The organism is Terrabacter sp. C0L_2 (genome assembly GCF_036352015.1).
In the GTDB taxonomy this organism is placed as follows: Bacteria; Actinomycetota; Actinomycetes; order Actinomycetales; family Dermatophilaceae; genus Terrabacter; species Terrabacter tumescens.
Genome location: NZ_CP143557.1, coordinates 2,046,886 through 2,073,871, shown reverse-complemented (window position 1 = coordinate 2,073,871; position 26,986 = coordinate 2,046,886). Strand labels below are relative to the sequence as shown.

The 26,986-nt window shown below is 72.4% G+C and carries 26 protein-coding genes and 1 riboswitch; of the genes, 13 read left to right on the top strand and 13 right to left on the bottom strand.

What is annotated here, in order from left to right; all coding sequences use genetic code 11:
* Positions 1–393 precede the first annotated feature (393 nt).
* Both U5C87_RS09640 and U5C87_RS09635 read left to right on the top strand, forming a co-directional pair.
* Positions 394–2,664: an MASE1 domain-containing protein gene (locus U5C87_RS09640; protein ID WP_330476359.1), complete on the top strand. Its 2,271-nt coding sequence runs from the start codon at positions 394–396 to the stop codon at positions 2,662–2,664.
* The gene (locus tag U5C87_RS09635) at positions 2,661–3,161 is read left to right on the top strand and encodes an STAS domain-containing protein (RefSeq protein WP_330476358.1); all 501 of its coding nucleotides are present in this window, start codon (positions 2,661–2,663) and stop codon (positions 3,159–3,161) included. Before U5C87_RS09640 ends, U5C87_RS09635 begins: the two co-directional genes overlap by 4 nt.
* Here U5C87_RS09635 and U5C87_RS09630 read toward each other — a convergent pair.
* The gene (locus U5C87_RS09630) at positions 3,146–4,837 is read right to left on the bottom strand and encodes a zf-HC2 domain-containing protein (RefSeq protein WP_330476357.1); all 1,692 of its coding nucleotides are present in this window, start codon (positions 4,835–4,837) and stop codon (positions 3,146–3,148) included. The two genes, U5C87_RS09635 and U5C87_RS09630, sit on opposite strands and share 16 nt — an antisense overlap.
* Before the next feature lie 326 nt (positions 4,838–5,163).
* Here U5C87_RS09630 and U5C87_RS09625 point away from each other — a divergent pair, with 326 nt between their 5' ends.
* Positions 5,164–5,775, top strand: a complete 612-nt coding sequence (locus U5C87_RS09625) for a carboxymuconolactone decarboxylase family protein (protein ID WP_330476356.1) — start codon at positions 5,164–5,166, stop codon at positions 5,773–5,775.
* Positions 5,776–5,811: 36 nt separating this feature from the next.
* Here U5C87_RS09625 and U5C87_RS09620 read toward each other — a convergent pair whose 3' ends face one another.
* The 4 genes from U5C87_RS09620 to U5C87_RS09605 form a co-directional block, all read right to left on the bottom strand.
* On the bottom strand, positions 5,812–6,495 hold the full coding sequence (locus tag U5C87_RS09620; protein WP_330476355.1) for a DsbA family oxidoreductase: 684 nt from the start codon (positions 6,493–6,495) through the stop codon (positions 5,812–5,814).
* 84 nt (positions 6,496–6,579) lie between these two features.
* Positions 6,580–7,359 (bottom strand): C40 family peptidase, encoded by a 780-nt coding sequence (locus U5C87_RS09615; protein WP_330476354.1) that lies wholly within the window; start codon positions 7,357–7,359, stop codon positions 6,580–6,582.
* A gap of 2 nt (positions 7,360–7,361) precedes the next feature.
* A riboswitch (cyclic di-AMP (ydaO/yuaA leader) is annotated at positions 7,362–7,526 on the bottom strand.
* A gap of 252 nt (positions 7,527–7,778) precedes the next feature.
* Positions 7,779–8,474, bottom strand: a complete 696-nt coding sequence (locus U5C87_RS09610) for a metal-dependent transcriptional regulator (RefSeq protein WP_330476353.1) — start codon at positions 8,472–8,474, stop codon at positions 7,779–7,781.
* A gap of 29 nt (positions 8,475–8,503) precedes the next feature.
* The gene (locus U5C87_RS09605) at positions 8,504–9,754 is read right to left on the bottom strand and encodes an MFS transporter (RefSeq protein WP_330476352.1); all 1,251 of its coding nucleotides are present in this window, start codon (positions 9,752–9,754) and stop codon (positions 8,504–8,506) included.
* A gap of 67 nt (positions 9,755–9,821) precedes the next feature.
* Here U5C87_RS09605 and U5C87_RS09600 point away from each other — a divergent pair, with 67 nt between their 5' ends.
* The gene (locus U5C87_RS09600) at positions 9,822–11,048 is read left to right on the top strand and encodes a hypothetical protein (RefSeq protein ID WP_330476351.1); all 1,227 of its coding nucleotides are present in this window, start codon (positions 9,822–9,824) and stop codon (positions 11,046–11,048) included.
* Positions 11,049–11,372: 324 nt separating this feature from the next.
* Here the strand turns inward: U5C87_RS09600 and pdxH are convergent, their stop codons facing one another.
* Complete coding sequence (pdxH, locus tag U5C87_RS09595; RefSeq protein ID WP_330476350.1) at positions 11,373–12,089, bottom strand: pyridoxamine 5'-phosphate oxidase; 717 nt, start codon at positions 12,087–12,089, stop codon at positions 11,373–11,375.
* Between the two features lie 110 nt (positions 12,090–12,199).
* Between pdxH and U5C87_RS09590 the strand changes: the two genes are divergently transcribed.
* Entirely contained in the window at positions 12,200–12,604 is a 405-nt protein-coding gene (locus tag U5C87_RS09590) for a hypothetical protein (protein ID WP_330476349.1), read from the top strand.
* Between the two features lie 8 nt (positions 12,605–12,612).
* Here the strand turns inward: U5C87_RS09590 and U5C87_RS09585 are convergent, their stop codons facing one another.
* Positions 12,613–13,200, bottom strand: a complete 588-nt coding sequence (locus tag U5C87_RS09585) for a pentapeptide repeat-containing protein (RefSeq protein WP_330476348.1) — start codon at positions 13,198–13,200, stop codon at positions 12,613–12,615.
* A gap of 132 nt (positions 13,201–13,332) precedes the next feature.
* On the opposite strand from U5C87_RS09585, the gene U5C87_RS09580 reads away from it, so the two are divergent.
* Positions 13,333–14,454: a citrate synthase 2 gene (locus tag U5C87_RS09580; RefSeq protein WP_030196165.1), complete on the top strand. Its 1,122-nt coding sequence runs from the start codon at positions 13,333–13,335 to the stop codon at positions 14,452–14,454.
* A 152-nt stretch (positions 14,455–14,606) separates the two neighbouring features.
* The gene (locus U5C87_RS09575; RefSeq protein ID WP_330476347.1) at positions 14,607–15,296 is read left to right on the top strand and encodes a helix-turn-helix transcriptional regulator; all 690 of its coding nucleotides are present in this window, start codon (positions 14,607–14,609) and stop codon (positions 15,294–15,296) included.
* A 25-nt stretch (positions 15,297–15,321) separates the two neighbouring features.
* Here the strand turns inward: U5C87_RS09575 and U5C87_RS09570 are convergent, their stop codons facing one another.
* Positions 15,322–15,603, bottom strand: coding sequence for a hypothetical protein (locus U5C87_RS09570; RefSeq protein WP_330476346.1), 282 nt, complete (start codon positions 15,601–15,603; stop codon positions 15,322–15,324).
* 291 nt (positions 15,604–15,894) lie between these two features.
* Here U5C87_RS09570 and serC point away from each other — a divergent pair, with 291 nt between their 5' ends.
* The 3 genes from serC to U5C87_RS09555 all read left to right on the top strand — a co-directional run bounded on the left by serC (position 15,895) and on the right by U5C87_RS09555 (position 20,486).
* Entirely contained in the window at positions 15,895–17,037 is a 1,143-nt protein-coding gene (gene serC, locus U5C87_RS09565; RefSeq protein ID WP_330476345.1) for a phosphoserine transaminase, read from the top strand.
* A gap of 151 nt (positions 17,038–17,188) precedes the next feature.
* Complete coding sequence (locus U5C87_RS09560; RefSeq protein WP_330476344.1) at positions 17,189–18,541, top strand: lytic transglycosylase domain-containing protein; 1,353 nt, start codon at positions 17,189–17,191, stop codon at positions 18,539–18,541.
* 220 nt (positions 18,542–18,761) lie between these two features.
* Positions 18,762–20,486 carry a ribonuclease J gene (locus U5C87_RS09555; RefSeq protein ID WP_330476343.1) on the top strand — a complete coding sequence of 575 codons (1,725 nt, stop codon included), beginning with the start codon at positions 18,762–18,764 and terminating at the stop codon, positions 20,484–20,486.
* Between the two features lie 172 nt (positions 20,487–20,658).
* On the opposite strand, the gene U5C87_RS09550 is transcribed toward U5C87_RS09555, so the two are convergent.
* Entirely contained in the window at positions 20,659–21,945 is a 1,287-nt protein-coding gene (locus tag U5C87_RS09550; RefSeq protein ID WP_330476342.1) for an MFS transporter, read from the bottom strand.
* Positions 21,942–22,391 (bottom strand): MarR family winged helix-turn-helix transcriptional regulator, encoded by a 450-nt coding sequence (locus U5C87_RS09545; RefSeq protein ID WP_330476341.1) that lies wholly within the window; start codon positions 22,389–22,391, stop codon positions 21,942–21,944. The genes U5C87_RS09550 and U5C87_RS09545 overlap by 4 nt, the downstream gene beginning before the upstream one ends.
* 154 nt (positions 22,392–22,545) lie before the next feature.
* Between U5C87_RS09545 and U5C87_RS09540 the strand changes: the two genes are divergently transcribed.
* Positions 22,546–23,001 carry a hypothetical protein gene (locus U5C87_RS09540; RefSeq protein WP_330476340.1) on the top strand — a complete coding sequence of 152 codons (456 nt, stop codon included), beginning with the start codon at positions 22,546–22,548 and terminating at the stop codon, positions 22,999–23,001.
* A gap of 65 nt (positions 23,002–23,066) precedes the next feature.
* On the opposite strand, the gene U5C87_RS09535 is transcribed toward U5C87_RS09540, so the two are convergent.
* Positions 23,067–24,569, bottom strand: coding sequence for an NCS2 family permease (locus U5C87_RS09535; protein ID WP_030196131.1), 1,503 nt, complete (start codon positions 24,567–24,569; stop codon positions 23,067–23,069).
* Positions 24,570–24,627: 58 nt separating this feature from the next.
* On the opposite strand from U5C87_RS09535, the gene U5C87_RS09530 reads away from it, so the two are divergent.
* Positions 24,628–24,900 carry a DUF2530 domain-containing protein gene (locus tag U5C87_RS09530; protein ID WP_330476339.1) on the top strand — a complete coding sequence of 91 codons (273 nt, stop codon included), beginning with the start codon at positions 24,628–24,630 and terminating at the stop codon, positions 24,898–24,900.
* Positions 24,901–24,963: 63 nt separating this feature from the next.
* On the opposite strand, the gene U5C87_RS09525 is transcribed toward U5C87_RS09530, so the two are convergent.
* Together U5C87_RS09525 and U5C87_RS09520 are read right to left on the bottom strand one after the other, a co-directional pair.
* Positions 24,964–25,911 carry a DUF3027 domain-containing protein gene (locus tag U5C87_RS09525; RefSeq protein ID WP_330476338.1) on the bottom strand — a complete coding sequence of 316 codons (948 nt, stop codon included), beginning with the start codon at positions 25,909–25,911 and terminating at the stop codon, positions 24,964–24,966.
* A 4-nt stretch (positions 25,912–25,915) separates the two neighbouring features.
* A complete protein-coding gene (locus U5C87_RS09520; protein ID WP_330476337.1) occupies positions 25,916–26,311 on the bottom strand; it encodes a cold-shock protein in 396 nt (131 codons plus the stop codon).
* Positions 26,312–26,504: 193 nt separating this feature from the next.
* Here U5C87_RS09520 and U5C87_RS09515 point away from each other — a divergent pair, with 193 nt between their 5' ends.
* Positions 26,505–26,981, top strand: a complete 477-nt coding sequence (locus U5C87_RS09515; protein ID WP_330476336.1) for an SRPBCC family protein — start codon at positions 26,505–26,507, stop codon at positions 26,979–26,981.
* Positions 26,982–26,986 lie beyond the last annotated feature (5 nt).

Below are 26,986 nucleotides of genomic sequence, written 5' to 3'. Positions count from 1 at the left end.
AGCAGCTGCTCGTTCGCCGGTCCTCTGCAAGAGATCGTCGCCGCGGCATAGTTGAGCCCCGTGAAGCCGACACCGACCGACTTCCCATGAGCACCTGATAGGTCTTGACCTCGAAATTCAGGATGGTCATTTCTTTCGCCTCCGAAAGGCACCCCGGCGAGACATTCTTCGCCCAATTCCAGCGTAGGCAGCCGCCCCGTCCCCGTCCGGGCATCACCCTGAAAACGGTGCGATCTGTGACACACGAGACCGGACGTCATTGAACGGACAATTCACGTCGCGGCCTTTCAGGAAAGCCGGACGAAGGGCTCGTCACGTGACACCCGGTGCTCCTAGAGTCATGGCCATGGCGAAACGCGAACGGCTGGGCCGCCCCGGACGATGACGACAGGCATGGACGCCGTCGACCGTTCGGGTCCTGCCGCCCTGCCCTCCGCCACCTCCGCTCCCACTGCACGCACCGCACCGGCCCACCCCGCCACGAGCCCCGCCAGCCCGCCGGGCCACGCGACCCGCACCGGCCTCGCCACCCCGCCCTCTGCCGTCTCCCCCGCCCGTCGCGCCGGCCGGCTCGTCGTCATCGCCCTCGCCTACTACGTCGGAGCGCGCCTCGGCCTCGAGCTGTCACTGGTCGGCAACGACGTGACCCCGCTCTGGCCGCCGACCGGTGTCGCGGTCGCCGCCCTCGTCGTCGTCGGACGGTCCTACTGGCCGGCGATCGCCGTCGCGGCCCTCGCCGTCAACCTGCCGATCAGCGCCAGCCCGCTCGCCGCTGCCGTCACGGCGGTCGGCAACACCCTCGCCCCGGTCGTGGCGGTCACGCTGCTCCGGCGCGTCGGCTTCCGCCGCGAGCTCGACCGGCAGCGCGACGCGCTCGCGATCGTCTTCCTCGGTGCCCTCGCGAGCATGCTGGTCAGCGCGACGACCGGCTCGGCCACGCTGCTGGCTTCCGGCTCCATCACCTCGGCGCAGCTCGCGGCAGCGTGGGCCGTGTGGTGGACCGGTGACGCGATGGGCGTCCTCGCCGTCACCCCCTTCCTGCTCTGCCTGCCCCTCTTCTGGGAGCAGCGTCGCTGGCCCCTGCGCCAGTGGCTCGAGGGTGCGGCGGTGCTGGCGGCGTCGACCGCCGTCATAGCTGCCGCGTCCGTGACCGAGCTGCCCGTCCTCTTCCTCACGCTGCCGGTCCTGGGCTGGGCGGCCTGGCGCCTGCAGCTGCGCGGCGCCGCCCCCGCGGCCCTCATCGCGAGCCTGCTCGCGACGTGGTCCGCGGCCCAGATGATCGGCCCCTTCAAGGGCATGACCCTCGTCGGCCAGATGGTGACCCTGCAGACCTTCAACGCCTGCGTCGCCCTGACCTCCTTCTTCCTCGCGGCCCTCGTCAGCGAGCGCCTGCAGACCGCGGCCGCGCTCAGGGCCGCGACCACTGAGCTCGAGCGCCGCGTCGAGCACCGCACGGCGCAGCTCTCGGCCGCCAACACCCGTCTCGTGCAGGAGATCCAGGAGCGCTCCGAGGCGCAGGAGCTGCTGAGCCACGAGGAGGCCCGCGCCCAGCGCGAGCACCAGATCGCCGAGACCCTCCAGCGCAGCCTCCTGCCCGACCGCCTCCCCGACGTCCCCGGCGTGGCCCTCGCCGCCCGCTACGTCCCGGCCACGGCCGACGTGCAGATCGGCGGCGACTGGTACGACGTCGTCCAGCTGCCCGGCGGCCTGCTCGGCCTCGCCATCGGTGACGTCGCGGGCCACGGGCTCCCCGCCGCCGCGACGATGGTGCAGGTGCGGATGGCCTTGCGCGCGTACGCCCTTCAGGACCCGTCCCCGCCCGCGGTCATGCGCGGCGTCCACCAGCTCGTCGCGCAGCTGCCGGTCCCCGAGATGGTCACGCTCATCTACCTCGTCTTCGACCCGGCCACCCGTCGGATCCGGTGGAGCAACGCCGGCCACCCCCCGGCCCTCACCGTCGCCGACGGTCGGGGCACCTTCCTCACCGGCGCGCTCTCGCCGCCGGTCGGGGTCACCGCGGACGGCTCGTTCACCGAGGCGAGCGCCGAGCTGCCGCCGGGCGCGACCCTGGTCCTCTTCACCGACGGTCTCATCGAGCGCCGGGGCGTGTCGCTCACCGACGGCCTCGACCGCCTCGCGCGGGAGGCTTCGGCTGCGGCCGTGGACGACCGTCTCGAGGCCCTGTGCGACCGCCTGCTCGAGACCTTCCTCGACGAGCACCACATCGAGGACGACGTCGCCGTGCTCGCGATGCGGGCCGCGCCGTCGGTCGACGGAGAGCTCGACCTGCGCCTGCCCGCGGAGGCCCGCAACCTCGTTCAGGTCCGCAGCGCCCTGCGCCGCTGGCTCAGGGAGTCGGGCGTGTCCGACCACGACGCGGACGAGGTCCTCGTGGCGTGCGGCGAGGCGTGCGCCAACGTCGTGCAGCACGCCTACAGCGAGCAGCCCTCCGCCGGAGACCTCGTCGTCGAGGCCCGGCTCGACGACGACCGTCTCGAGATCCGGGTCCGCGACGACGGCCAATGGCGTGCTGCGGCCGAGCGCGGGGGCGGCTGGGGCCTCCAGCTCATGAGCGCCCTCGTCGACGACGTCGCCGTCGAGCGCTCCCCCGACGGCACCGAGGTCCGCCTCCGACGACGCATCCGGCTCGGAGGCACGTCGTGAGCGACCTCGCCCGAGTCGACACGACGCGCTCGGGCGCCACCCAGCTCGTGCGCATCACGGGCGAGCTCGACCTCTCCAACGCCCGCTCCCTGACCGACGCCCTCGCCCACGCCGTCCCCGACGACGTGACGCTCGTCGTCGTCGACCTCACCGGCACCACCTACGTCGACAGCGCCGCCATCGCCTCGCTCTTCCGCCTCTCCCAGCGCCTGCGCGACCGCCGCCAGGACCTTCGTCTCGTCGTGCCGCCCGTGACGCCGATCCGCGCCGTCGTCGAGCTGACCCGGCTGGGCCAGGTGATCCCCGTCGACGAGAGTGCGCCCGACCTGCCCGTCGACCCGATGGCGTATGCCGCCCTCCCGCCCCCGGGCGCGCCCGCTGCCCCTTCGCCCGTTGCCCCTTTGCCCGCCGGCACCACCAGCGGCAGCACAACCGACAGCACCGACGCGGAGTCGGACCTCGACACCGCCGTCGACGAGGCTCACCGCAGCAGGTAGGCCCCCGAGCCGGGCAGTGGCGCGCCGGACCGGTCGGTGAAGACGGCGGTCAGCGCACCGGTGACGTCCGGCCTCACTCTCGTCACCTCGACGACGAGGTCCCCGCCCCCGAGCCGGCCGTCGAAGACGGTGACCGGCTGGTCCACGTGCTCGCGCACCCGGGCGCCCTTGACGTCCCGCACCGAGGTGATGGCCCAGCCGCCCGGCACCTCGAGGTGGGCGCTGTAGCCACGGTCGCTCGGCGTGAAGGCGAGGCTCGTCACCGTGCCGACGGGACTGACCGTCGCTGTCGGCGTGTTCGTGGTGGGCCTTGCCGAGGTGGACGTGGGCCGCGCGGCGGTCGAGGTCGAGGTCGGCGACGTGCGGGGCCGACGGCTCGCGGAGCTGCTGGACCCGCCTGTGCCCACTGCCGCCTGAGCCTGACTCCCGGCCCGACCGCCCGACGACTGGTAGCGCGAGACCCCTTCTGCCGTCGCGACCCCGATGACGGGCCGGGGCGCGGTCGCGCTGGCATCGGCGCTGCCGGACGTCTCGTCCGGATGGTCGGTCTCGCCACCGTCGACCGACCCGGACGAGGATGCCTGCCCCACAGGCGAATCCGCTGCGACACGACCCGACGGCTCGAGCTGGGTCAGGAAGAGGGCGGCCGCCACGAGGAGGGCGGCAGCGGCAAGCACCGCGGCGACGGATCGCCCGGGCACGGAGACCACCCGCCCGAACACCTCCTCCTCAGGGTCGTCGTCAGGCCCTCGGTCGTCGTCCGCCCCCTCCATGAGCCACGCCACGCCGACGGGGACCGGCACCCAGCTCTCGGCGAGCGCGGCCGCCGTCCCGTCGTCTCCCGACGGTTCGTCCGTTCCCGACATCTCGCCCGCCCCAGCCTCGTCGGCGACCGCCGACGCAGCAGCCCCCGCGACGGCCCCCGCGAACGCTCCCGGCAACAGCACCGGCGCCACCCGCAGCAGGATCGCGGCATCGAGGTCGACGGCGTCGAGGACGGCAGCGCGGCAGCGGGCACACCCGTCGAGGTGGTCGTCGACCTGCTGTCGTGCGGGCTCCAGAAGATCGTCGCGCAGGTAGCCCCCGAGCTGGCGCCGCACCGCGCGACAGTCCGGCTCCCCCGCCTTGGCGACGAGCTCGGACAGGAACGCCCGACGCAGACGCTCCCGCGCCCGCCGGCTCCGTCCGGCGAGCCCGCTCGAGGTCGTTCCGAGGGCCGGGGCGATCTGGTGCGGCTGCTCCTCGTGGACGGCCAGACGCCAGAGGAGAGAACGGGACTCGTCGGGCAGCGAACGCCACGCGGCCCAGACGGCATCGCGCTCCTCCGCCTCGACGGCGTCGTCCGGGGCGCCGCCACGGGCGAGGCCGTCGAGGGCCGCGACCCGTCGCAGGGTGCTCAGCAGGTAGGGCCGGAAGGCCGTGTCGGCGCCGCCACCCGCGCGCAGGTCGTCGCGAGTTCGCACGAAGGCACCGTCGACAAGCGCGGCGGCCGGCGCCGTGGACCCGGCGAGCCGATCGGCGAGACGTCGGGCGTCCGGCTCGTGCCGCGCGCGCAGCTGCGCCCAGGCCGCATCGTCACCCCCACGCACCCGGCCCATGAGCCCGGCGTCCGTCTCGTGCGCGTCGTCCTGCGCCTCGTCGTGCGCGCCCTCGCGCCCGCCGTCCGACTGCTCCACCCTCACCCACCCCGGTCTGCCGACCTCGCCGGCTGCTCGACCCGTCGCTGGACTGCTGCGCGACCGCACCGACCCTCCACCCGGGCCCCACCCGAGCGCGCGACCGCGCACCCTCGCATCCTTCCCCCGAAAGGCCGCGCGAGAGCCGAATCCCAGCGCGACATGCCCACGACTGTGCAGGGTCCGCGCCGCACTGGGCGTTTTGCGTCGTTCTGTCCCGGCCACCACGAGCATCAGCCTCGCGATCACTTCCGCACGAGCCCGGACGCGCCCAGCAGCCCGTGCGACGATGAAGCACCACGCCCCGACACCGAGGGAGCTGCGCCATGGCGACGACACACCCGAGTCACGGCTTCCTCGCGGAGCCCCCGCCGTCGCCCGAGGTGCAGGCGCTCTTCGACGGCGACGTCGCCGACCACGGCTTCGTCATGAACCTCACGCGCGTGTGGGCGCACTCGCCGTCGGCCAAGGTCGCGCTCTTCGCTCTGCTCGGCGACCTGGCCCAGCAGGCAGGCCTCACCTTCCGCCAGCGCGGGGTCCTCATCTCCGCGACCGCCGGGACCGTCGGCGACTCGTACTGCTCCCTGGCGTGGGGCAACCGGCTTGCGACGGCAGCCGGCGACGACGTCGCGCACACCGTCCTCCGCGGCGACGACGACGGTCTCGACGCCGTCGACGCCGCCCTCGCCGGATGGGCACGGACGATCGCCCGCGACCCGAACGCCACGACGGCCGCCGACCTCGAGCCCCTCCGGAGGGCGGGCTTCGACGACCGGCAGATCTTCGCGATCACCGCGTTCGTCGCGCTGCGTCGTGCCTTCTCGACGGTCAACGACGCGCTCGGAGCACTGCCCGACCGGCAGCTGCGCGACGAGGCACCGGCCGGGGTCGACGCCGCCGTGTCGTTCGGCCGCCCGGCCGCCGACGAGGCGTCCTGACCGAGGGCGTATGCCGTCCCGCCCGGTGGGTGCGCCTCAGACGGTCTGCGTGGCCACGCCGCGAAGGAGGGCGAGGTAGTCCTCGACGGGACGCGCACCCGACACGGCGGCATACCCGTTGGCGACGACGAAGGGCGTCGACGTGACGCCCATCGAGCGGGCCTGCTGCTCGTCGGCGCGCACCTGCTCGGCGTACTCGTCGGACGCGAGCACGGAGGACACGCGCCGCTCGTCGAGGCCGCACTCGGCGGAGAGCCGCTGGAGCACCTCGTGGTCGTCGATGGCCAGCCCCTCACCGAAGTGGGCGGAGTGGAAGCGCTCGACGGCCGCGGACCGCAGGGCCGGACCGCCCATCTCGCCGGCGAGGGCGCAGAGCCGGTGGGCGTCGAAGGTGTTGGCGCGCACGGCGCGGTCCCAGTCGAAGAGGAGGTCGTCGGCCTCGGCGACCTCGCTCGCCTTGGCGTTCATGAGCCGGCCGGCACCCGCGTCGCCCCCGTGCCGCACCGAGAGGTGCTCGCTGACGGGTACCGCCCCACCCACGGGCACGTCGGGGTCGAGCTCGAACGACCGCAGCCGCACCGTGACGTCGTGCGGGCGCTCGAAGGCGGCGACGGCGGCCTCGACACGCCGCTTGGCCACCCACGAGTAGGGGCAGACCAGGTCACTCCAGAGGTCGAGCTCGATGAGGGTCGTGGACTCGGCGGCAGGCTGGTCGGTCATCAGCTCAGTCAACCACGGGTCCGAAAAGCGCTGCACCCCCACCGGTGACCGGTGGGGGCGCAGCGAACAAGCGGAGGGGGCGGCTCAGAAGCGGCCGTAGCCCGACGGGGTCGTCCAGATCGAGTGGTTGCCGATCACGGTGCCGGTGCGCTGGGCGTCGATCATGCGACCGGGGCTGACGTAGATGCCCACGTGGTAGGCCGGCGAGCCGAAGAAGACGAGGTCTCCGGGGCTCGGGTTGCTGACGCGCGTCGCGGCGGCCTGCTGCGCCGACGCCGTGCGCGGGATCGAGATCCCGGCCTGGCGGTAGACGTAGGAGGTGAAGCCGGAGCAGTCGAAGCCCGACGGCGACGAGCCGCCGTAGACGTACGGGACGCCGAAGAAGGACTGCGCGATGCCGACGATGCCGCTGGCGGTCGGCGCCGGTGCGGGTGCGGGGGCGTTGAGGGCGACACGCGTGGCCGACCGCGAGGCGCGCTCGGTCGCGGCCTGGCGCTCGGCGGCAGCCTTGGCAGCGGCCTTCTTCTCAGCGCGAGCCGTCTTGACCTGGATGTCTTCGATGACGACCGGCTTGACGTTGGCCTGCTTGAGCGCGGGCTTGGCGAAGCCGATGGCGGAGAGGGCGTTGCCGGCCTTGAGCGTGCCGACGGCGGGGCCGACGGCTGCGGGGGCGGCGACGGCGCTGCTCGAACCGTCGGCTGCGTTCGCCGTGCCGGCGAACGAGGCGACGAGGCCACCCGAGGCGGCCACGATCGCGGCACCCTTCACGGCGGGCTGAGCAGACTCCTTGGCGATCGTCTTGAGCTCTGCGATCGCGTTGAATCGACCGGGGGCGCGGTGGCGCCCGGGAACGTTCTGAGCCACGGTTGACCTCTCGACGCCTACGAGGTGAGCTGTCGGGTTCGGGCTTGAGGTACTGCCCGGCCTTCGCTCGGACCAGGTTCGGTCCACGGAGGGCTTCACCCCGAGGGCGTCTCTCGACGTCCGGAGAAAGTGGTTCCCCCGCTCCTGCCATGCGGTTCGTGCTGAGCCTCGGGTCGATGGCAGGACTAGGCGGTTCGACCCACGGCACTCACTCGACGGGGAGAGCAAGTGGGGCCAACCGTACCCAAGACCCCCAGCCTTGTCACCTCCGAGTTCCCACTCGTCACAGAATTTTTCCGAGGCTCTCGAGGGGCTCGTGGCGCGCTGTGGCAAGGACTGACAAAAGGGTCCGGCAGCAGGGGGCAAACCCCCACAGACCGACCCCCGCCACAGCGGGGAACGGCCAGGACCGACCGGCGTCAGGCGGCCTGGCAGAAGACGTGGACGGCGACGTCGTCGGGCAGCGACACGCCCGTCGAGGGCTCGCTGCCCTCACGGACGGCCACGACGCGGCCCCCGTCCCGCACGACCTCGACGCGGGCCCCGGGCACGACGCCGGCGCTCGTCAGCAGCGCGAGCGCCTCGGGGTCGACCTGCACGGGCTCGCCGATGCGGCGGATCGTGACGACGGCCGGGGCGTCCTTGACCGCCGCGGTCAGGGTGCTGAGGCCGGTGAGGAAGTCCTCGTCCTGGCGCACACCGAGCTCGTCGAGCCCCGGGATCGGGTTGCCGTAGGGCGACTCGAGACCCTCGCCGATGAGGCCGAGGATCTTGCGCTCGACCTTCTCGGACATGACGTGCTCCCAGCGGCACGCCTCGTCGTGGGCATACTCCCACTCGAGGCCGATGACGTCGACGAGCAGGCGCTCGGCGAGCCGGTGCTTGCGCATGACGCGGGTGGCGAGCAGCCGGCCGTGGTCGGACAGCTCGAGGTGCCGGTCGCCCGAGACCGCGACGAGCCCGTCGCGCTCCATGCGGGCCACCGTCTGCGACACCGTGGGACCGGAGTGGCCGAGACGCTCGGCGATGCGCGCGCGCAGGGGGACGATGCCCTCCTCCTCGAGCTCGAAGATGGTGCGCAGGTACATCTCGGTGGTGTCGATCAGGTCCGTCACGGTCATACCTTCTCAGAGTCGGAGAGCGCTCAGGGACCGCTCGTCGCAGCGCCGCGGTCGCCGACCCGGGTCGGGTCGTGCCGAGGCACCCAGATGCGCAGCCACCCCGCCCCGACGACGGCGCCCACGCCGAGCACGACGGCGGAGGCGCCGAGGGACATGATGGCGCTCAGCCCTGACAACGCCAGCGGCCCCGCTGCCCTTCCCAGGTCGGCGCAGAGGCGCCACCCGCCGAGGAACTGCGCGCGCCCGTCGGCCGGCGACGCGTCGGCCCCGAGCGTCATGATGAGGCCCGCGCCGAGCCCGTTGCCGACCCCCAGCACGGTCGCCGCGGCCGTCACGGCGACGAGGCTCGTCGCAAGGGGCATGAGCGCCATGCCGAGACCGAGCACGAGCATGCTCGGGACCGCGGCGGCCACCCGGCCGTAGCGGTCCATCAGCCACCCGGAGGGGTAGAAGAGCAGCATGTCGATGGCGCCGGCCACGCCGAAGACGAGCGAGGTCTGCGCGGGCGAGAAGCCGACCGACTCGGCCCACAGCGGGACGAGCGCCTCACGGATGGCGCGGGCCCCGGCCACGCACATCGCGCCGGTGCCCAGCGTCAGCAGCACGTGTCGGTGCTGCAGGAGCACCGACACGACGCTGCGCGGTGGGCCACCACCCGCGACGCGGTGGGCCGATCCCGTGATGTCGGGTGCGACGAGGACGAGGACGAAGGCGGCGATGCTCGCGACGCCGCCCACGGCATACGCGGACTCCGTGCCCCACCGCACGATGGCGAGCGACCCGATGAACGGGCCGAGGAAGTAGCCGATGCGGTGGACCCCGCCGAGCGTCGACAGGGCCCGCGCGCGCATCGCGACCGGCACGGCCTCGGTGAGGTAGGCCTGCCGGGCCAGCCCGAAGAGGGAGCCGGCGAGGCCGATGACGAGGACGCCGACGAAGAGCATGACGAGACCGCCCGCGAGCGCAGAGACGAGCATCCCGACCGCCTCGACGACGGCGGCGACGAGGAGCGCGCGACGCTCACCGATGCGGGCGGCGAGCGCCCCCGACGGCAGGTCACCGAGCAGCTGACCGACGCCCATCATCGCGACGAGCAGCGCGGCCACCCCCACCGACGCACCGAGCTCGCGCGCCGAGACGGCCACGATCGGGGACACCGCTCCGGCGCCCGTCGAGCCGAGCAGCGTGGGGCCGTAGGCCGACAGGGCGATCGCCCGCAGGCTGCCGCTCCGCCCGGCGGCCCCGTCCGCGCCGTCCCCCTGAATCTCGGTCACGCCACAGGACCCTAACGATCGGGTTACTCGGGTGGCCGCGCCGACCAGCCGACGAAACCATGGGCGCGTGGCCGAAGCCGAGGAGTCGAGCGCCGCGAGTGCCGTGCCGCGCTCGCGCACCCTGACGCTGCTCGTGCTCGGCGCCGTGGCCGCCTCGCTCGCCCTCACGCTCCGCTCCCCCGTCGCGACGGCCGTGATCGGCCTCATCCTCTTCGGGGTGCTGCACAACCTCCTCGAGATCCGCTACGTCGTGGGGCGTTTCGGGGGCCTGCTGGCCCGTCCCTTCCTCGACCTGCTCGTCGCGCTCGTCACCGGGATCGTGGCCTTCCGGCTGCTCGCCCCCGTCATCGGACGTCCCGCCCAGCTGGGCGAGATCGCCCTGGGCTACGCCGTGCTCGCCGTCGCGGCGCACCGCGTGCTCGAGGGCCGCCGCCGGGTGGTGGCCTGGGCGCTCATCGGGGTGGCCGCAGCCGTGTCGCTGGCCTTCCCGGCCTACCACCTCGTCGTGCTGGTCCACCTGCACCACGTGGTGCCGCTCTTCTTCCTCTGGGAGTGGTCGCGGCGCATCACCTCGCTGCGCGGTCGCCGGGCGTTCCGGGCCGTGCAGCTGCTCTGGGTCGTGGTGGTCCCGGCCGTCATCCTCACCGGGGTGTTCGACGGGTCGCTGACCGCGGACCCCGGCATCGTGCGCAGCGTCGTCGGTGACGGCCACGCGGTCCTCGCAGCGGGCGCGCTGCCGGGAACGACCGCGACCGTCGTCGGGGTGCGGCTGCTCACCGTCCTCGCCTTCATGCAGACGATGCACTACGTCGTCTGGGTGGCGCTCATGCCACGCATCGCCCCCGACGCGTCCGCGGCCTTCGAGGCGCGGGTGCCGTGGGTCACCGGCCCGCGACTGTGGGCCGTCGGCTTCGTCGCCGCCGCCCTCTTCGCCGTGCTCTTCGGCGTCGACTACGCCCGGGCCACGACGTTGTATGCCGCCCTCTCCAGCTATGCGGCCTACCTCGAGCTCCCGGTGCTGCTGGCGATGCTCGTCGGGGCGGGTCGTCTCTACGGGTCGACGAGCGCTGCCGCCGGGTCGCAGTCCGAGGACGCGAAGTCCCGGGACGTGGCGGAGCCGCCGGCCTCGACCGCGGACGCGACGTCCGAGCCGTCGGAGCCGTCCGTCGCGACGCTGCCCTACTGGCCGCCGGCCGCGCCGCCCCTGCCGCCGACCGGTGGTGGCTCGGGCCCGGTCGGCCTGCGCCCCAGCGCGCCGGCGGCGGTCGCGCCGGACCCCGAGCCCGGCGTCTGACGGTCTGCCGACAGCCCCCGATAAAGCTCTTGCCGCCCTCGCGGACCCGACCTAAGGTCGAGACATCGAAACCGAAGGGAGGTGATCCGAGAAGTGATTTCTTCCGGAGCGTGTGAGGTGGCCACGCGATAGCCGCGTCCCCATCCACACCCATGGATGAAGCAGGGCAGTCCGACTCGTCGGGCTGCCCTGTTCCACGTCCAGCCCCTCCCCGCCTCTTCGACCGAACGCAGCGTTCGATGCCGAACTCACTGTTCTAACAGTGAGTTCGCGACCGAACGCTGCGTTCGGTGCGGTCAAGCGGGGTCAGCGGGGTTGGAGGGGTCAGGGCTGGAGGCGCAGCCTCGTCCACGAGGCGGCGTCGGCGAGGTCGCCGTCGCCCGTGCGGCGGAAGACGATGCGGTCGTGCAGCCGGTTGCGCCGCCCCGCCCAGAACTCCACCTCGTCGCACACGATGCGCCACCCGCCCCAGAAGTCCGGCACCGGCACGTCGTGGTCGCTGCCCGTGTCGGGGAAGCGCTCCAGGACCTCCTGCCACTTGCGCTCGAGCTGGTGCCGGTCGTCCGCCGGACGCGACTGGTCCGACGCCCATGCCGACAGCCTCGAGCCGTAGGGGCGCGAGTCGAAGTAGGCCTCGACCTCGTCGCGCCCGACGAGCTCCGCACTCCCCCGGAAGCGGATCGCGCGGTAGAGCGAGGGCCACGTCAGGGCTGCCGCGACGCGCGGGTTGGCCTTGAGGTGCTCGCTCTTGGCCGAGTCGAGGTTGGTGACGAAGCCGGGTCCGCGCTCGTCGAGGAAGCGCATCAGGACGGTGCGCACGTCGGGCGTGCCCGTCGCGTCGACGGTGGCGACCGAGATGGCGGTCGGTTCGGGCACGTCGTCGCGCTCCTCGGCTGCCGCCACGGCGTCGTCGACCCACGCCCGGGCCTGGAGGTACGGCGAGGCCGCGACATCGGACTCGACGAGGCCGTCGCCGGAGTAGTCGACACGGCGGACGGCTGCCAGGCCCTGCGGGGCCGCATCGCGCGGTGAGCTGTTCATGACCCCACACTAGGGTTGACCCGAGAAGGTCCGCGCGGACGTCAGGCCACGGCGCGTGCGGCCCCGACGACAGCCCCGGCTCGGCCCGGGGCGCTGTGAGGAGTGACCACATGGCAGGCAAGGGCAAGCTCGTCACCCAGGGCGTCAAGCTCGGCATCAAGTACGGCCCCCAGATCTGGGTGGCCACGCAGGCGCTGCGCGAGCCGGCCAAGGAGGCCGCCAACAAGGCCATCTCGAGCGAGCGAGCCCGGCGCCAGGCCATGGCGCACGCCAAGTCGCTCGCCGACGGCAGCATCCTCAAGGTCTACAAGGGCGACGTCGCCCACTGGGTCGTCTTCAGCGGCGACGAGGCCGTCGGCGTGCACCCCCACACCGACATGCTGCTCTCGGACCTCGTCGAGCGCGCCGACCTCACCAAGCGCATCCGGCCCGACGACAAGGTCAAGGCCACCGACCGCGCCAAGGACGCGGCGACCGCGGCCCTGCGCCGGGCCAAGCCCAACCAGATCAACTGAGCTCCGGCTCAGTCGGCGACGAGGATCCCGAGCTCGGCCGCGAGGGCGTCGGCGAGGTCGATGACCTGCGTGCGGCTCAGCGTCGCGCCCCTGAGCCCGGCCAGCCCCACCGGCGAGCGCAGCGTGGCGCCGGAGAGGTCGAGGCCGGCATACGTCCCGCGACCGAAGGTCGGCGCCACGAGCGTGCACCCTTCGAAGGTCAGTCCGTCGACCTTCGCCTCCTGCAGGTCCAGCTCGCCGACGACGCAGTCGACGAAGGCGACGTCCTTGAGGCGCGCCCCGCGCAGGTTGAGGAAGTCGACCTTGCCGCCGCGCACCGTGACGTCGCGCCACGTCGTCCCCCACGCCGAGACGGCCGCGAGCCGGCAGCCCTCGATCGTCGTCTCGACGAGGGTCGACTCGGTCAGGACGACGCCCACACCACCGACGCGCTCCCACTCGCACTCCGACCACCGCGAGCCCTCGAGGTGCGCCTCGTCGAGCGTGCTGCCGACGAGCGAGCACTCGAGGAAGCTGTGGCCCTCCGCGTGCGCCCCCGTGAAGTCGGTCCCCTCAAAGCGGACGGCGTCGTGGTGCTGGTCTCGGGTGGTGAACACGGCATCACGAAAGACGGTCTGGTCGGCGGCTGACGGCATACGGTGAGTCTGTCAGCCGCGACCGACGCCCGAGCGTCCGCGGCTGCCGGCCTCCACACCGCGGTGGTACCGCCTGCACAGCAAGGATCGTCCATGGCAGACAGCACGCCCGACCCCGACTTCAAGCCAGGCCTCGAGGGCGTCATCGCCTTCGAGTCGACCATCGCCGAGCCGGACAAGGAGGGTGGCGCGCTGCGCTACCGCGGCGTCGACATCAACGACCTCGTCGGCCACGTCGACTTCGCCCACGTCTGGGGCCTGCTCGTCGACAACGAGTTCGACCCCGGACTGCCGCCCGCCGAGCCGTATCCGCTGCCCGTGCACACCGGGGACGTACGCGTCGACGTCCAGTCCGCGCTCGCCATGCTCGCGCCGGTGTGGGGTTTCAAGCCGACGCTCGACATCGACGCCGACGAGGTGCGCGACAACCTCGCCCGCGCCGCCGTCATGGCGCTGTCGTTCGTCGGCCAGTCCGCCCGCGGGCTCGACAAGCCGATGGTCCCGCAGAGCGAGGTCGACAAGGCCCGCACCATCACCGAGCGCTTCATGATCCGCTGGCGCGGCGAGCCCGACCCGAAGCACGTCGAGGCCGTCGACGCCTACTGGGTCTCTGCGGCCGAGCACGGCATGAACGCCTCGACCTTCACCGCGCGCGTCATCACCTCGACCGGCGCCGACGTCGCCGCCGCGCTCTCGGGCGCCGTCGGCGCGATGTCCGGACCGCTGCACGGCGGCGCCCCCTCGCGCGTGCTGCACATGCTCGACGGCGTCGAGCAGCAGGGCGACGCGACGGCCTACGTCAAGGGCGTGCTCGACAAGGGCGAACGGCTCATGGGCTTCGGCCACCGCGTGTACCGCGCCGAGGACCCGCGCGCCCGCGTGCTCCGCTCGGCCTGCGAGCGCCTCGGCGCGCCGCGCTACGAGGCCGCCGCCGCCCTCGAGAAGGCAGCCCTGGACGAGCTGCACGCCCGCCGTCCCGACCGGGTCCTCGCGACCAACGTCGAGTTCTGGGCGGCCGTCATCCTCGACTTCGCCGAGGTGCCGCCGTCGATGTTCACGCCGATGTTCACCTGCGCCCGCACGGCGGGGTGGTCGGCCCACATCCTCGAGCAGAAGCAGACCGGCCGGCTCATCCGACCGTCGTCGCGCTACATCGGGGAGGGGCCGCGCAAGCCCGAGGACGTCGCCGGCTGGACCCCGGAGATCTCGCACTGAGCCGCCTCCCACCGGGCCGCCTCCCGCCGAGCCACCGGACGGACCACCGCGCGGACCTCCGGCAATCACGGACGCGGCGGGTCGGCCGCTCGTACGCTTGATCGGAGGCCGTGCGGCCGACGAGCCGGTGCGGCAGACCCGAGGTGGCCGCCATGACCGACTCATGCGTGCACGAGGACGACGTCATCCGCCTGCTCGAGATCCTCGACCACGCCCACGTCTGGGACCCGGACGACATCTTCTACACCTCGGTGCTCGCGGAGCTGGCCGAGCTCATGCCGGCCGACGAGGTCGCCTTCCAGGTCACCGCGTGGCTGCGGCTCTCGGGCGTGGTGCTGCAGGTCGCGGGCGGGCGGCGCACGGTCATGGTCCTGACCGGCGCCGACCCGGACGACCTGGTCCTGTGTCGGGCCTGCGCCGGACTCTCCGAGCAGTTCGGCTCCCACGGAGTCACCGCGCACACCGAGGTCAGCGGGGGTCGGCGCACGTCCGGGGTCCTCGGCTTCCTCGCGCCCGTCGGCGAGCTGGACCGGCGGGTGCTGCTCCACCGCCACGGCGGGCCGGCCTTCTCCACCCGCGAGGTCGACCTGCTGCGGCTCGCGCGGCCCCACCTCGCGGAGCTGCACCTGCGTCGCCGCGCGGAGCTGCACGGGCTGTCCTCGCTGACTCCCCGGCAGTGGGAGATCCTCCACCTCGTCGCCATGGGCGCGACCAACCTCCAGATCGCGCACCGCCTGCTCATCTCCGAGGGGACGGTGCGCAAGCACCTGGAGCACGCCTACGCGCGGCTCGGCGTCGTGAGCCGCACCGAGGCGGTGGCCACCCTGCTCGGACAGCTCTGAAGGACCGCCCGTCGCGGCAGGACGGTCAGGGGTGGCGCGGGCGACCGTGCCCGGGAATCGCCAGGGTCACCGTCGCCGCCAGCACGAGGACCCCCGCGAACACCCAGTCCCCCACGCCGTCGTCGCCCAGGACGGGGACGGCGACCGCGGGCGGTGGCAGCGGCGGCCAGATGCCGGATCGCCCGACCGGCTCGGGCATCGGCTCGGAGGCGAGGGCCGCCGTGACGCCGACCATGACACCGACGACCACCCCCGTGGCAGCCAGCGTCACAGCAGTCAGGAACCGGGCCGCGTTGCGCAGGACCATCTGTCCGTCCCCCTTCGAACGTGCCGGACCGTCGCCCACCGCGACCCGGCACCTCCCAGCGTCCTCGCGGTGCCGGCGCCCCCGGAATACGCCCTTCCGCGTACGCCGCGCAGACGCCTCCCGGTGCCGAACCGATGACCCGATCGGTGCCGCACGGATGTCCACACATCGATCACCGGTGTCCAAGGGGTGGGCAGCTGGGGTTCAATGGCGGCGATGACAACGGTGTCATCCGTCGTCAACACGTCTGCCACCTGCCCCGTCACGTGGCCGCACTCCCGAGGTGGATCCGTGACCGAAGCGCCAGCCGCGACCCCGCCCATCACCATCCCGGCCGAGCTCCTGCCCGCCGACGGACGGTTCGGCTCCGGACCCTCGAAGGTCCGCCCCGAGCAGGTGGACTACCTCGCCTCGCTCGGGCGCACGGTGCTCGGCACCTCCCACCGCCAGGCGCCGGTCAGGCAGCTCGTCGGCGACGTCCGCGAGGGTCTGCGCGACCTCTTCTCGCTGCCCGACGGCTACGAGATCATCCTCGGCAACGGCGGCTCGACCGCGTTCTGGGACATCGCCGCCTTCGGCCTCGTCCGCGACCGCGCCCAGCACCTCGCCTTCGGCGAGTTCTCGAGCAAGTTCGGCAACGTCACGGCCGCCGCTCCCTTCCTCGGTGACCCGACGATCGTCAAGGCCGACCCCGGCACCCTCGCGACGCCCCACGCCGAGGCCGGCGTCGACGTCTACGCCTGGCCGCACAACGAGACCTCGACCGGTGTCATGGCCCCGGTCCAGCGGGTCGAGGGTGCCGACGACGACGCGCTCGTGCTCATCGACGCGACGTCCGGAGCGGGCGGCCTGCCCGTCGACATCACGCAGACCGACGTCTACTACTTCGCGCCGCAGAAGTGCTTCGCGTCCGACGGTGGCCTGTGGCTCGCCGCCTTCTCCCCCGCCGCGCTGGCCCGGGTCGAGCAGATCGCCGCCTCGGACCGCTGGGTCCCAGACTTCTTCAGCCTGCCGACCGCGATCGACAACTCGCTGAAGAACCAGACGTACAACACCCCGGCGCTGTCGACCATCGCCCTGCTGAAGAGCCAGCTCGACTGGATGAACGGCAACGGCGGCCTCGAGTTCACGACCGGCCGCACCAAGGACTCCTCGACGCGTCTCTACACCTGGGCCGAGCAGACCAGCTGGACGACGCCCTACGTCGCCGACCCGGCCGCCCGCTCGCAGGTCGTCGGCACCATCGACCTCGACGACTCCATCGACGCCGCGGCAGTCGCGAGCACGCTGCGCGCCAACGGCATCGTCGACGTCGAGCCCTACCGCAAGCTCGGCCGCAACCAGCTGCGGGTCGCGATGTTCCCGGCGGTCGACCCCGAGGACGTCACGAAGCTGACGCAGGCGATCGAGCACGTGGTGTCCGCGCTGGGCTGAGTTCCCTGGCACCCTCGAGGGGGCCGGATGCCGTATGCCGGGTGCCGGCCCTCTCGCACAACCCGTCGTCCCGCGTGCGTGACCTTCGGGTCGGTGGCTCGTTGAACCGACAGACCGCCAAGGAAGGCGGCTGACGCATCGAGGAGTCACCATGGTCCGCATTGTCCGCGCAGGCACCACGGCGCGCCGGGTCGCTGCAGCCGTGCCGGTCATCGCCCTGGCCACGGCCGGCATCGCCTTCGCCGCCACGCGCAGCACCGACACCGTGAGGCCCACCTCGGCCATCACCGTGCCCGACCAGGCGATCGCCGAGGGCAGCCCGCTCTACCCGCAGGCCGGTCCCGCGCCCGCGCCGATGCAGCTGCCCCCGATCTACCAGACCTTCACCAAGGACTACGCCCGCGTCGACGTCCCGTCCGAGGCGCGGGGTGCGATCTCGGCCATCGAGTCGCTCGCCCCGGTCCGCCTGGACGCGAACGGCATACCTTCTCTCGCCCTCGCCGCCTACCAGCGCGCGGCCGGCGTGCTCGACGGCATCAAGCCGGGCTGCGGCGTGGACTGGGCGCTGCTCGGCGCCATCGGCCGCGTCGAGAGCAACCACGCGCGCTTCGGCGGCAACGTCCTCGACGCGAGGGGCATCGCCCGTCCCGGCATCATCGGCATCCCGCTCGACGGCTCGCGCGGCACCTCGAGGATCACCGACACCGACGGCGGCGCGCTGGACCGCGACGCCGTCTACGACCGCGCCGTGGGTCCCATGCAGTTCATCCCCACCTCGTGGAGGCTCGCCGGCCGCGACGGCGACGGCGACGGGGTCGCCAACCCGCAGAGCCTCACCGACGCCGTCACCGGCGCGGGCGTGCTGCTCTGCTCGGGTGGCACCGACCTGCGCGCGCCGGGCGCGGCCTACAAGGCCGTGCTGCGCTACAACCACTCCGACTCCTACGTCCGCACGGTCCTGTCGATCGCCGACGCCTACCGCCGCGGCGTGACCGTGGTGCCGATGAGCGCGCTCCCCGCCGCCCGCCCGGCCGCCGGCAGCGGCTCGGCGACGCCCGACGGCTCCGGGTTCGCGTATGCCGGGTCGCCGGCTCCCCGTTCGACGGCTTCGCCGGGCGCGCGCCCCACACCGAGCTCCTCTGCGAAGCCGTCACCCTCGGCCGGCACGCCCAAGCCCTCGAGCTCGCCCAAGCCGTCCTCGTCACCCAAGCCGGCGCCCGCGCCGAAGCCGGGCAAGGGCTCCCCCGGGCTGCCGGTGCCCCTGCCGTCGGTCCCTGGGGTGCCGCTCCCCTCGGTCACCGTGCCGCTCCCGTCGGTGACCAAGCTGCCCGTCCCGACCCTGCCGGCCGAGATCGTGCGACTGCTCGCGCTGCCGCACCTGCCGCTGCTGTCGGGCGACCCGAAGGACCTCGTGCGGGTGCTCGACCCGCTCAAGGCCAAGGTCGTCTGCGTCCTCGTCGACAAGGTCGTGACCTGCCCCACCGGCGGCGGCCTGCTCGGCTGACCGGGGGTCCGCCCGCCGCCGGCCTCGGGCCGGGCTCGGGCCGGGCTCGGGCCGGGCTCGGGCCGGCCCGGTTGCGTGAGCGCGTGGGTCGGCCGGGAGCCCGGCACGGTCTGACGTGAAATGCTCTCCCCATGTCGACCCACTCGCTCACCCCCGCCACCCGACGGGCCCCCGCACCCTCAGGCCAGCACGCCGCCAGCTCCCGTCCCGGAACGGGCCTGTGAGCTCCGGCGGCGGTCGCGGGCGGCAGTCCCGTGGCCGGGGACGTGGCCCCCGGCGTTCCCAGGAGCTCCCCGCGCTCGCACGCGACGGCCTGCGGATCGTCCCGCTGGGTGGCCTCGGGGAGATCGGCCGCAACATGACGGTCTTCGAGCACGCCGGACGGCTGCTCGTCGTCGACTGCGGCGTGCTCTTCCCCGAGGAGCACCAGCCGGGCGTCGACGTGATCCTGCCCGACTTCTCCTGGATCCGTGACCGTCTCGACAAGGTCGACGCCATCGTGCTGACGCACGGGCACGAGGACCACATCGGCGGAGTGCCCTACCTGCTCCGGGAGCGGCCGGACATCCCCGTCGTCGGCTCGCGCCTGACGCTCGCCTTCCTCGAGGCGAAGCTCAAGGAGCACCGCATCACCCCCGTCACCGTGCAGGTGAAGGAGGACGAGCGACGCAGCTTCGGGCCCTTCGACTGCGAGTTCGTCGCCGTCAACCACTCGATCCCCGACGGGCTCGCCGTCGCGATCCGCACCGCCGCCGGCCTCGTGCTGCACACCGGTGACTTCAAGATGGACCAGTTCCCGCTCGACGGCCGGGTCACCGACCTTCGCGCCTTCGCCCGCCTCGGCGAGGAGGGCGTCGACCTCTTCCTCGTCGACTCGACCAACGCGGAGGTCCCGGGCTTCACCGTGTCCGAGGGCGAGCTGTCCCCCGCCATCGAGGCCGTCTTCCGGACGACGCCCGGCCGGGTCATCGTGTCGAGCTTCGCCAGCCACGTCCACCGCATCCAGCAGGTGCTCGACGCGGCCCGTGACCACGGCCGCAAGGTGGCCTTCGTCGGCCGGTCCATGGTGCGCAACATGGGCATCGCGGCCGAGCTCGGCTACCTCGACATCCCCAAGGGCCTGGTCGTCGACCTCAAGCAGCTCGAGCGCCTGCCCGCGAACCAGATCGCCCTGATCTGCACGGGGTCGCAGGGCGAGCCCCTCGCCGCGCTGTCACGGATGGCCAACCGCGACCACCCCATCCGCATCACCGAGGGCGACACCGTGCTGCTCGCCAGCTCCCTCATCCCCGGCAACGAGAACGCCATCTACCGGGTGATCAACGAGCTGACCCGATGGGGTGCCAACGTCGTGCACAAGGGCAACGCCAAGGTGCACGTCTCGGGCCACGCCAGCGCCGGCGAGCTGGCCTACTGCTACAACATCGTGCAGCCCTCCAACGTCCTGCCGGTCCACGGCGAGTGGCGCCACCTGCGGGCCAACGCCGACATCGCCATCCGCACCGGGGTCGACGCCAAGCAGGCCCTCATCGCGCACGACGGCGCCGTCGTCGACCTCGTCGACGGACGGGCGAGCATCACCGGCACCGTGCCGGCCGGGCTCGTCTACGTCGACGCGATGACCGTCGGCGGAGCGACAGAGGAGTCCCTCCACGTGCGACGCACCCTCGCCGAGGAGGGGGTCATCACCATCGTCTGCATCGTCGACCCCGAGACCGGCAAGCTCACCGAGGAGCCCGACTACCTCGCCCACGGGTTCGAGCACGAGCCGGGCGACTTCGCCAAGGCCACGCCCGCCATCCAGAAGGCGCTCACCACGGCGACCAAGGAGGGCATCGAGGACATCGAGCAGGTCGAGGAGCTCGTGCGCCGCGCCATGTCGACGTGGGTCCACCGCCAGGCACGCCGCAGCCCGCTCATCATCCCCGTCATCGTGGACGCCTGACCGTCCCTGACGCTGCAGCCTCGGGGCACGAGGCCCCGTGACGACCAGCGCCGCCTGCCGACGTCGGCAGGCGGCGCTGGGCCGTTTCAGCGGTTGACGAGGGCCGCCACCACGGCGATCACGATGAAGAGCAGGAGCGCCGCGACCGTGATGCGGTGACGGAACTTGAAGTTCACTTCATGGCCTCGGGTGCGGTGGGCATCGCCGAGGCGAGCTGGATGCGAAGGCGCGGGCGGCGCTGCGTCTGGAAGGTCACCGCGACATTCTGCCGACGTGCGACCCAGAGAGCCACCGCGACCAGGCTGAGACCGACGGCGACGGTGCCGATGGCGATGGTCCAGCGCGGACCCCACACGTCGCCGATCCAGCCGATCACGGGCGCACCGACGGGGGTGCCGCCCATGAAGATGGCCATGTAGAGCGCCATGACGCGTCCCCGCATGACGGGGTCGACGCTGACCTGGACCATGGCGTTGGCCGTGGTCAGCGCGGTCAGGGCAGCAAGACCCGTGGGCACAAGGTAGATCGCGAACATGACGTAGTTCGGCGCCGTCGAGAGCAGGGCCGTCGACACGGTGAAGCCGACGAGGGCGACGAGCAGCACGCGCAGGCGCGGACGGGCCCGCCGGGCCGACAGCAGGGCCGCGGTGAGCGACCCGACGGCCATGATCGAGCCGAGCAGACCGTACTCCCCCGGCCCCTTGTCGAAGACCTTGGTCGCCATGAGCGCCATCGTGAGCTGGAAGTTCATGCCGAAGGTCCCGAGCACGAAGACGAGCGCCATGATGAGGATGAGGTCGGGCCGTCCCTTGACGTAGCGCAGGCCCTCGCGGATCTGTCCCTTGCCGCGGGCGCGGGGCGAGGGGGTGAGCAGCCGCGTGTTCATCCGCAGCAGCGCCACGAGGACGAAGACGAACGTCGCCGCGTTGACGTAGAGCGCCGGTGCGATGCCGAACCAGGCGATGACGAGACCGGCGACGGCGGGACCGACGAGGCGGCCGAGGTTGAACGACGCGCTGTTGAGCGCGACGGCGTTCGGCAGGTGCTCGGTGTCGACCATCTCGGACACGAACGTCTGACGAGCCGGGTTGTCGACGGCCGTCGCGACGCCCTGCAGGAACGCGAGGGCGTAGACGTGCCAGAGCTCCACGACGCCGGCGGCGGTGAGGACCGCGAGCAGCAGCGCCGTCACGAGCAGGGCCGTCTGGGTGAGGAAGAGGATGCGGCGCTTGGGGAAGCGGTCGACGAGCATCCCCGCGAACGGCGCGAGGATGAGGAACGGCAGGAACTGCAGGCCCGTGACGATGCCGAGCGCCGTCGAGGAGTGGTCGGTCAGCACGGTGAGCACGAGCCAGTCCTGGGCGACCCGACCCATCCAGGTGCCGACGTTGGAGACGATCGCGCCCGAGGCGTAGATGCGGTAGTTGGGGATGGAGAGCGAGTGGAAGGTGGGGCTCACTTGGAGGCCACCTTCCCCAGCACGGCGGCGGCGCGCTGGAGCAGTTCCCGCTCCTCGTCCGTCAGCGTCTCGAACCGCTCGAGCATCCACTCGTCGCGGTGGCGCCGGATGCGGCGCAGCGCCTTGCCGCCCTCCTGGGTCAGCGACAGGATCACCTGCCGGCCGTCGGTGGGGTCGTCGGCCCGAGAGACGTAGCCCCGCTCGACGAGCATGTTCGTCGTGCGCTTCATGCTCGGAGCCGAGACGCGCTCGATGTCGGCCAGCTCGCTGTTGGTGCGTGCGACGCCCTCGAGGCGGCACAGCACCGAGAACTGGTGCGGCGGCAGCTCACGGTCGGACTCGAAGCGGACCCGGCGCGAGATGCGCATGCAGGCCAGTCGGATGTCGTTGGAGAGCGAGACGAGCTCGGCCCGGGAGAGGTGGGCGGTGGGGTTCTTTGCAGTCAAGAGCGGATCCTCGGAAGTACAGTCGGCAGATGTTTAGCCTAACTCATTACCTCGGCTAACCATTCCCGACCTTGGACAGACCCGGACGGATGGATCGATCCGGGGCCGCCGCGTGTCCTACGGTCTGAGCACCGACACAGGGGGGGGAACGCCGATGACACACCGCACCTCACTGGCCCTGCACCGCTCCAGCGCTGTCGCCGTCGCCGTGGCGGCCGTCTGCCTCTCCGGGTGCGCGGCCGCCCCGGACGGCGCGCCGGGCACGACGGTCTCGGGCGTCAGCTGCCCCACCGCCGGCCCTTTCCGAGCGTCCGAGCTCGACCGGCTCTCGGTGTGCGAGCTGCCGCCCGGCGCGGAGATCTCGATCGACCTCTGGCCCGGCGGCGCTCCCGCCACCGGGACCGGGACCGCCGCACCATCCGCCGACGAGATGCCCGCAGGATCGGTGCAGAACGTCGGCGAGTGCGCCGGCTCGGCCGAGGGCGTGCCCGTCACGGTGTGCACCTTCGCGGCGCCCGTCGGCACGGCCGGCTTCGCCGGCGAGGCCGACGCGCGCGTGTGGTTCGGCAGCCCCGAGGGCGTGGCCCGGGTCCGGAGCACGATGGGCTGAGCAACGGGTGAGGCCCCCGTCCCGGTCGGGAAGGGGGCCTCACCGTCGTTCGGCGTCGGGCGCGGTCAGGAGAGCATCGACTCCAGCGGCGCCTTGACGAAGTAGATGACGAAGAAGGCGGCGACCACCCACATGAGCGGGTGCAGCTCGCGCGTCTTGCCGCGGGCCATCTTGACGAGCACCCAGGCGATGAAGCCCGCACCGATGCCGACGGTGATGTTGTAGGTGAAGGGCATGAGCACGATCGTGAGGAACGCCGGGAGGGCGATCTCCATGTCGTCCCACTCGATGTTCTTGACCTGGGTCATCATGAGGAAGCCGACGATGACGAGCGCCGGGGCCGCGGCCTCCGACGGCACGACCGCGAAGAGCGGGGCGAGGAACGTCGCGAGCAGGAACAGCACACCGGTCACGACGGACGCGAGACCCGTGCGGGCGCCCTCCTCGACGCCGGACGCCGACTCGATGTAGGACGTGTTGCTGCTGACGCCACCGGCACCACCGGCGATGGCCGCCACCGAGTCGACGACGAGGATGCGGTCGGTGTGGGGCGGGTTGCCGTCCTCGTCGAGCAGCTTGGCCTCGGTGCCGATCGCCACGACGGTGCCCATCGTGTCGAAGAAGTCGGCGAGCAGCAGCGAGAAGACGAACATCACGGCCGTGACGATGCCGATCTTCTGGAACGACCCGAGCAGGCTGAACTGGCCGAGGATGCCGAGGTCGGGGGTGTTGGTGATCGAGTCCGGCAGCTTGGGCACGGTGAGGGCCCACGCGGACGGGTTGGTCAGGGCGCCCTTGTCGTCGAAGACGCGCGGACCGATCTTGAAGATCGCCTCGAGGGCCATCGCGAGCACGGTCGCGGCGACGATGCCGATGAGGATCGCGCCCTTGACCTTGCGGATGAGCAGGACGGCGATGAGGAAGACGCCGACGACGAAGACGAGGGTCGGCCAGCCGTCGAGGCTGCCCCCGATGCCGAGCTCGCTCGGGACCGAGCCGGGCGAGGTGGGACGGCGCGCGAAGCCGGCGTCGATGACGCCGATGTAGGCGATGAACAGGCCGATGCCGACCGAGATCGCGACCTTGAGCGGGCCGGGGATGGCCCTGAAGACGGCCTTGCGGAAGCCGGTCAGCACGAGGACGAGGATGATGACGCCCTCGATCACGACGAGGCCCATGAGGTCGGCGAAGGTGATCTTCTCGGCCGAGTGGGTCAGCACCATGCCCGTGATGAGGCCGTTGATGCCGAGGCCCGCGGCGAGCGCGATCGGGAAGTTCGCGACGAGCCCCATGAGGATCGACATGACGCCCGCGACGACCGCCGTGCCCACCGCGACGAGCAGCTTGCTGCGCACGAGGTCGGTGGTGCCGCCGATCATCGTGCCCGAGCCGTCGACGACGCCCGAGAGGATGATGGGGTTGAGGACCACGATGTAGACCATCGTGAAGAAGGTGACGATGCCGCCTCGGACCTCACGGGCGACGGTGGACCCGCGCTCGGTGATCTTGAAGAAGCCGTCGAGCCCAGACCGGGTCGGTGTGGGGGTGGTGCGCGTATCCGTCGACATGGCGCACACCTTAGTGGCGGCGCGTTTCGCGCGTGTGACGAGACCCTAGGCTGTCATCGTGAGCGACGAGACCAGGCCCGACGTGCAGGCCGGCGCGACCGAGCCGGCGACGCCCGAGCAGATCGAGCCGCTGCACGTGCCGATGCTGCGGATCATCGAGGTCGGCCTCGCCGTGTGGCTGCTCGCCCTCGTCGTCACGCTCGTCGTGCCCGCCCTGCACCAGGGCGACCGTGACTGGTGGCCGTGGACCTGCGTGGCCGGTCTCGTGCTCGGCGGGATCGGCTGGGCCTACGTCCGTCGCGGTCGCGGCAACGCCCGCGACGCCGCCTGAGCCGCCCCCGGACAGCACGAACCACCCGGGTGCGCCGGGTGGTTCGTCGCGCTGGACCTGCCGTCAGTCGGTGACGGGGTCGTCCGAGCCGTGCTGCTCCTCGGCGGGCTGGTCCTCCGCGGGTGTCTCACCCGGAGACGCGTCCGGGGCTTCGTCCGTGGCCCCGTCCGTGGTGTCGTCCGTGGTGTCGTCCGTGGTGTCGTCGGACGCCTCGTCCGTCGTGGCGGTCGGCGACTCGTCCTGGTCCCGCTGCGTGGGACGCTCGGCGGGCTCGACGTCGACGGCGAACTCGTCGACGATCGGCTCGCCGACCGGCATCGGCTCGGGGTGGTCCATGTCGGTCTCGGAGTGCGCGCCGCAGCCGTGGTCGAGCGTGACGACGCGACCGTCGGACGGGCTCCACTCGTTGGCGCAGACCCCGAAGGTCACGCGCAGCGCACCGGCCATGGGCAGGAAGTAGCCGCAGGTCGAGCAGTGCTCGGTGGCCTTGGCGGCCACCTCGGAGGTCGGGCCGTTGTCGCCGGAGTACCACCGGGTCGCGGCGGCCTCACGGCCCTCCGCCGAGAGCACCCGGGGGCGGCCGAGACCGAGCTCGAAGAAGGCCATCTGGTCGACGTCCTCCTCGCCCGTCGCCTCGAAGCCGGCCTCGAGGTTGGGATCGTCGGGACGGAACGGCAGCACGTCGCCGGCGCCGAGGTCGCCGGGAGCGAGCCGGTCGGCATACGGCAGCCACTCGGGGGCCAGGACGGCGTCGGGGCCGGGGAGCAGGTTGGTCTCGCAGACCGTCGCGACCTTGGCGCGCGGCACCCGGGCGACGCTGACGCCCCACCGCCACCCGCGATAGCCCGGCGACGTGCACTCGAACCAGTGCATGCCGAGGCGCTCCTCGAGCAGGTCCATGCCGAGGTGGGCGCCGATGGTTCCCGGCTCGGCGACCTCCTCGAGGACGCTGCGGGCGAGGTCGGACGCGGCCAGCAGCACGGCGTCCGTCTTGGGGGCGGTGACGGTCATCAGCTCACTTCTCCAGCTCGTCCGCGAGGCCGCGCAGGGCGCGGGCGACGTTGGAGGCGAGCTTGCGGTCGGGGCGGCGTCCGGCGCGGTAGCCCTCACCGACGCCGTCGAGCAGCTGCACGACGTCCTCGATGATGACGACGAGCTCCTCCGGGGTGCGGCGGGTCTGCGCGGACTTGTTGGCGGCGACGGACTGGACCGGGTCGAGGATCTTGACCGACAGCGCCTGGGCGCCCTTGCGCCCCTCGACGATGCCGAACTCCACGCGCACGCCCTTCTTCAGGGTCGTGACGCCCTCCGGGAGCGCGTTCGCGTGCAGGAAGACGTCCGCGCCGGAGTCCTCGGAGATGAATCCGAAGCCCTTGTCCGCGTCGTAGAACCTGACCTTGCCAGTCGGCACAGTCCACCTCGTTCAGATCTCGGTCGGCCGTCCGACGGCACGACTCGATGGCGCTCCTTGCGCTCTGCTCCAGCCTAACGGCTCGGAGCAAACCGAATTCGCCGCCGCGCACGTTCGGGCCACGCCACCGGCAGGCCCGGCACCAGCCCTGTCGGAAGCCCCCGGCCGCGCACGAGCCGCCCTACGCTGGACCATGCCCTCGTCCCTGCACCTCGAGTCCTCGCGCGCCGTGCCCGTCGAGGTCGGCGCCGCCTTCGACCGGCTGATCGGCCATCCGCTCACCGACCTCATGTCACGCCGCTACGGCCTGCTCCCGCCCATCCGCGAGGTCCGCGACCAGTCCGGTCCCTGGGGCACGGTCGGGCAGACCCGGACGATCGTGACCTCGGACGGCGGCACGATGCGCGAGCGGCTGACCGAGGTCGTGCGCCCGGAGCGCTTCGACTACGTCCTGACCGACTTCACGGGCGCCTTCAAGCCGCTCGTCTCGCACGTCGACGGCCGCTGGGCCTTCGCCCCCGTGGGGACGGGCGTGCTCATCACGTGGAGCTGGACGCTGCACCCGACGAGCGCGTATGCCGCCCGCGTCCTGCCGCTCGTCGGCCGGATGTGGCGGGGCTACGCGCGTCAGGCGCTCGAGCACACGTCGGACGTGCTGCTCGGCCGCTGATCCCC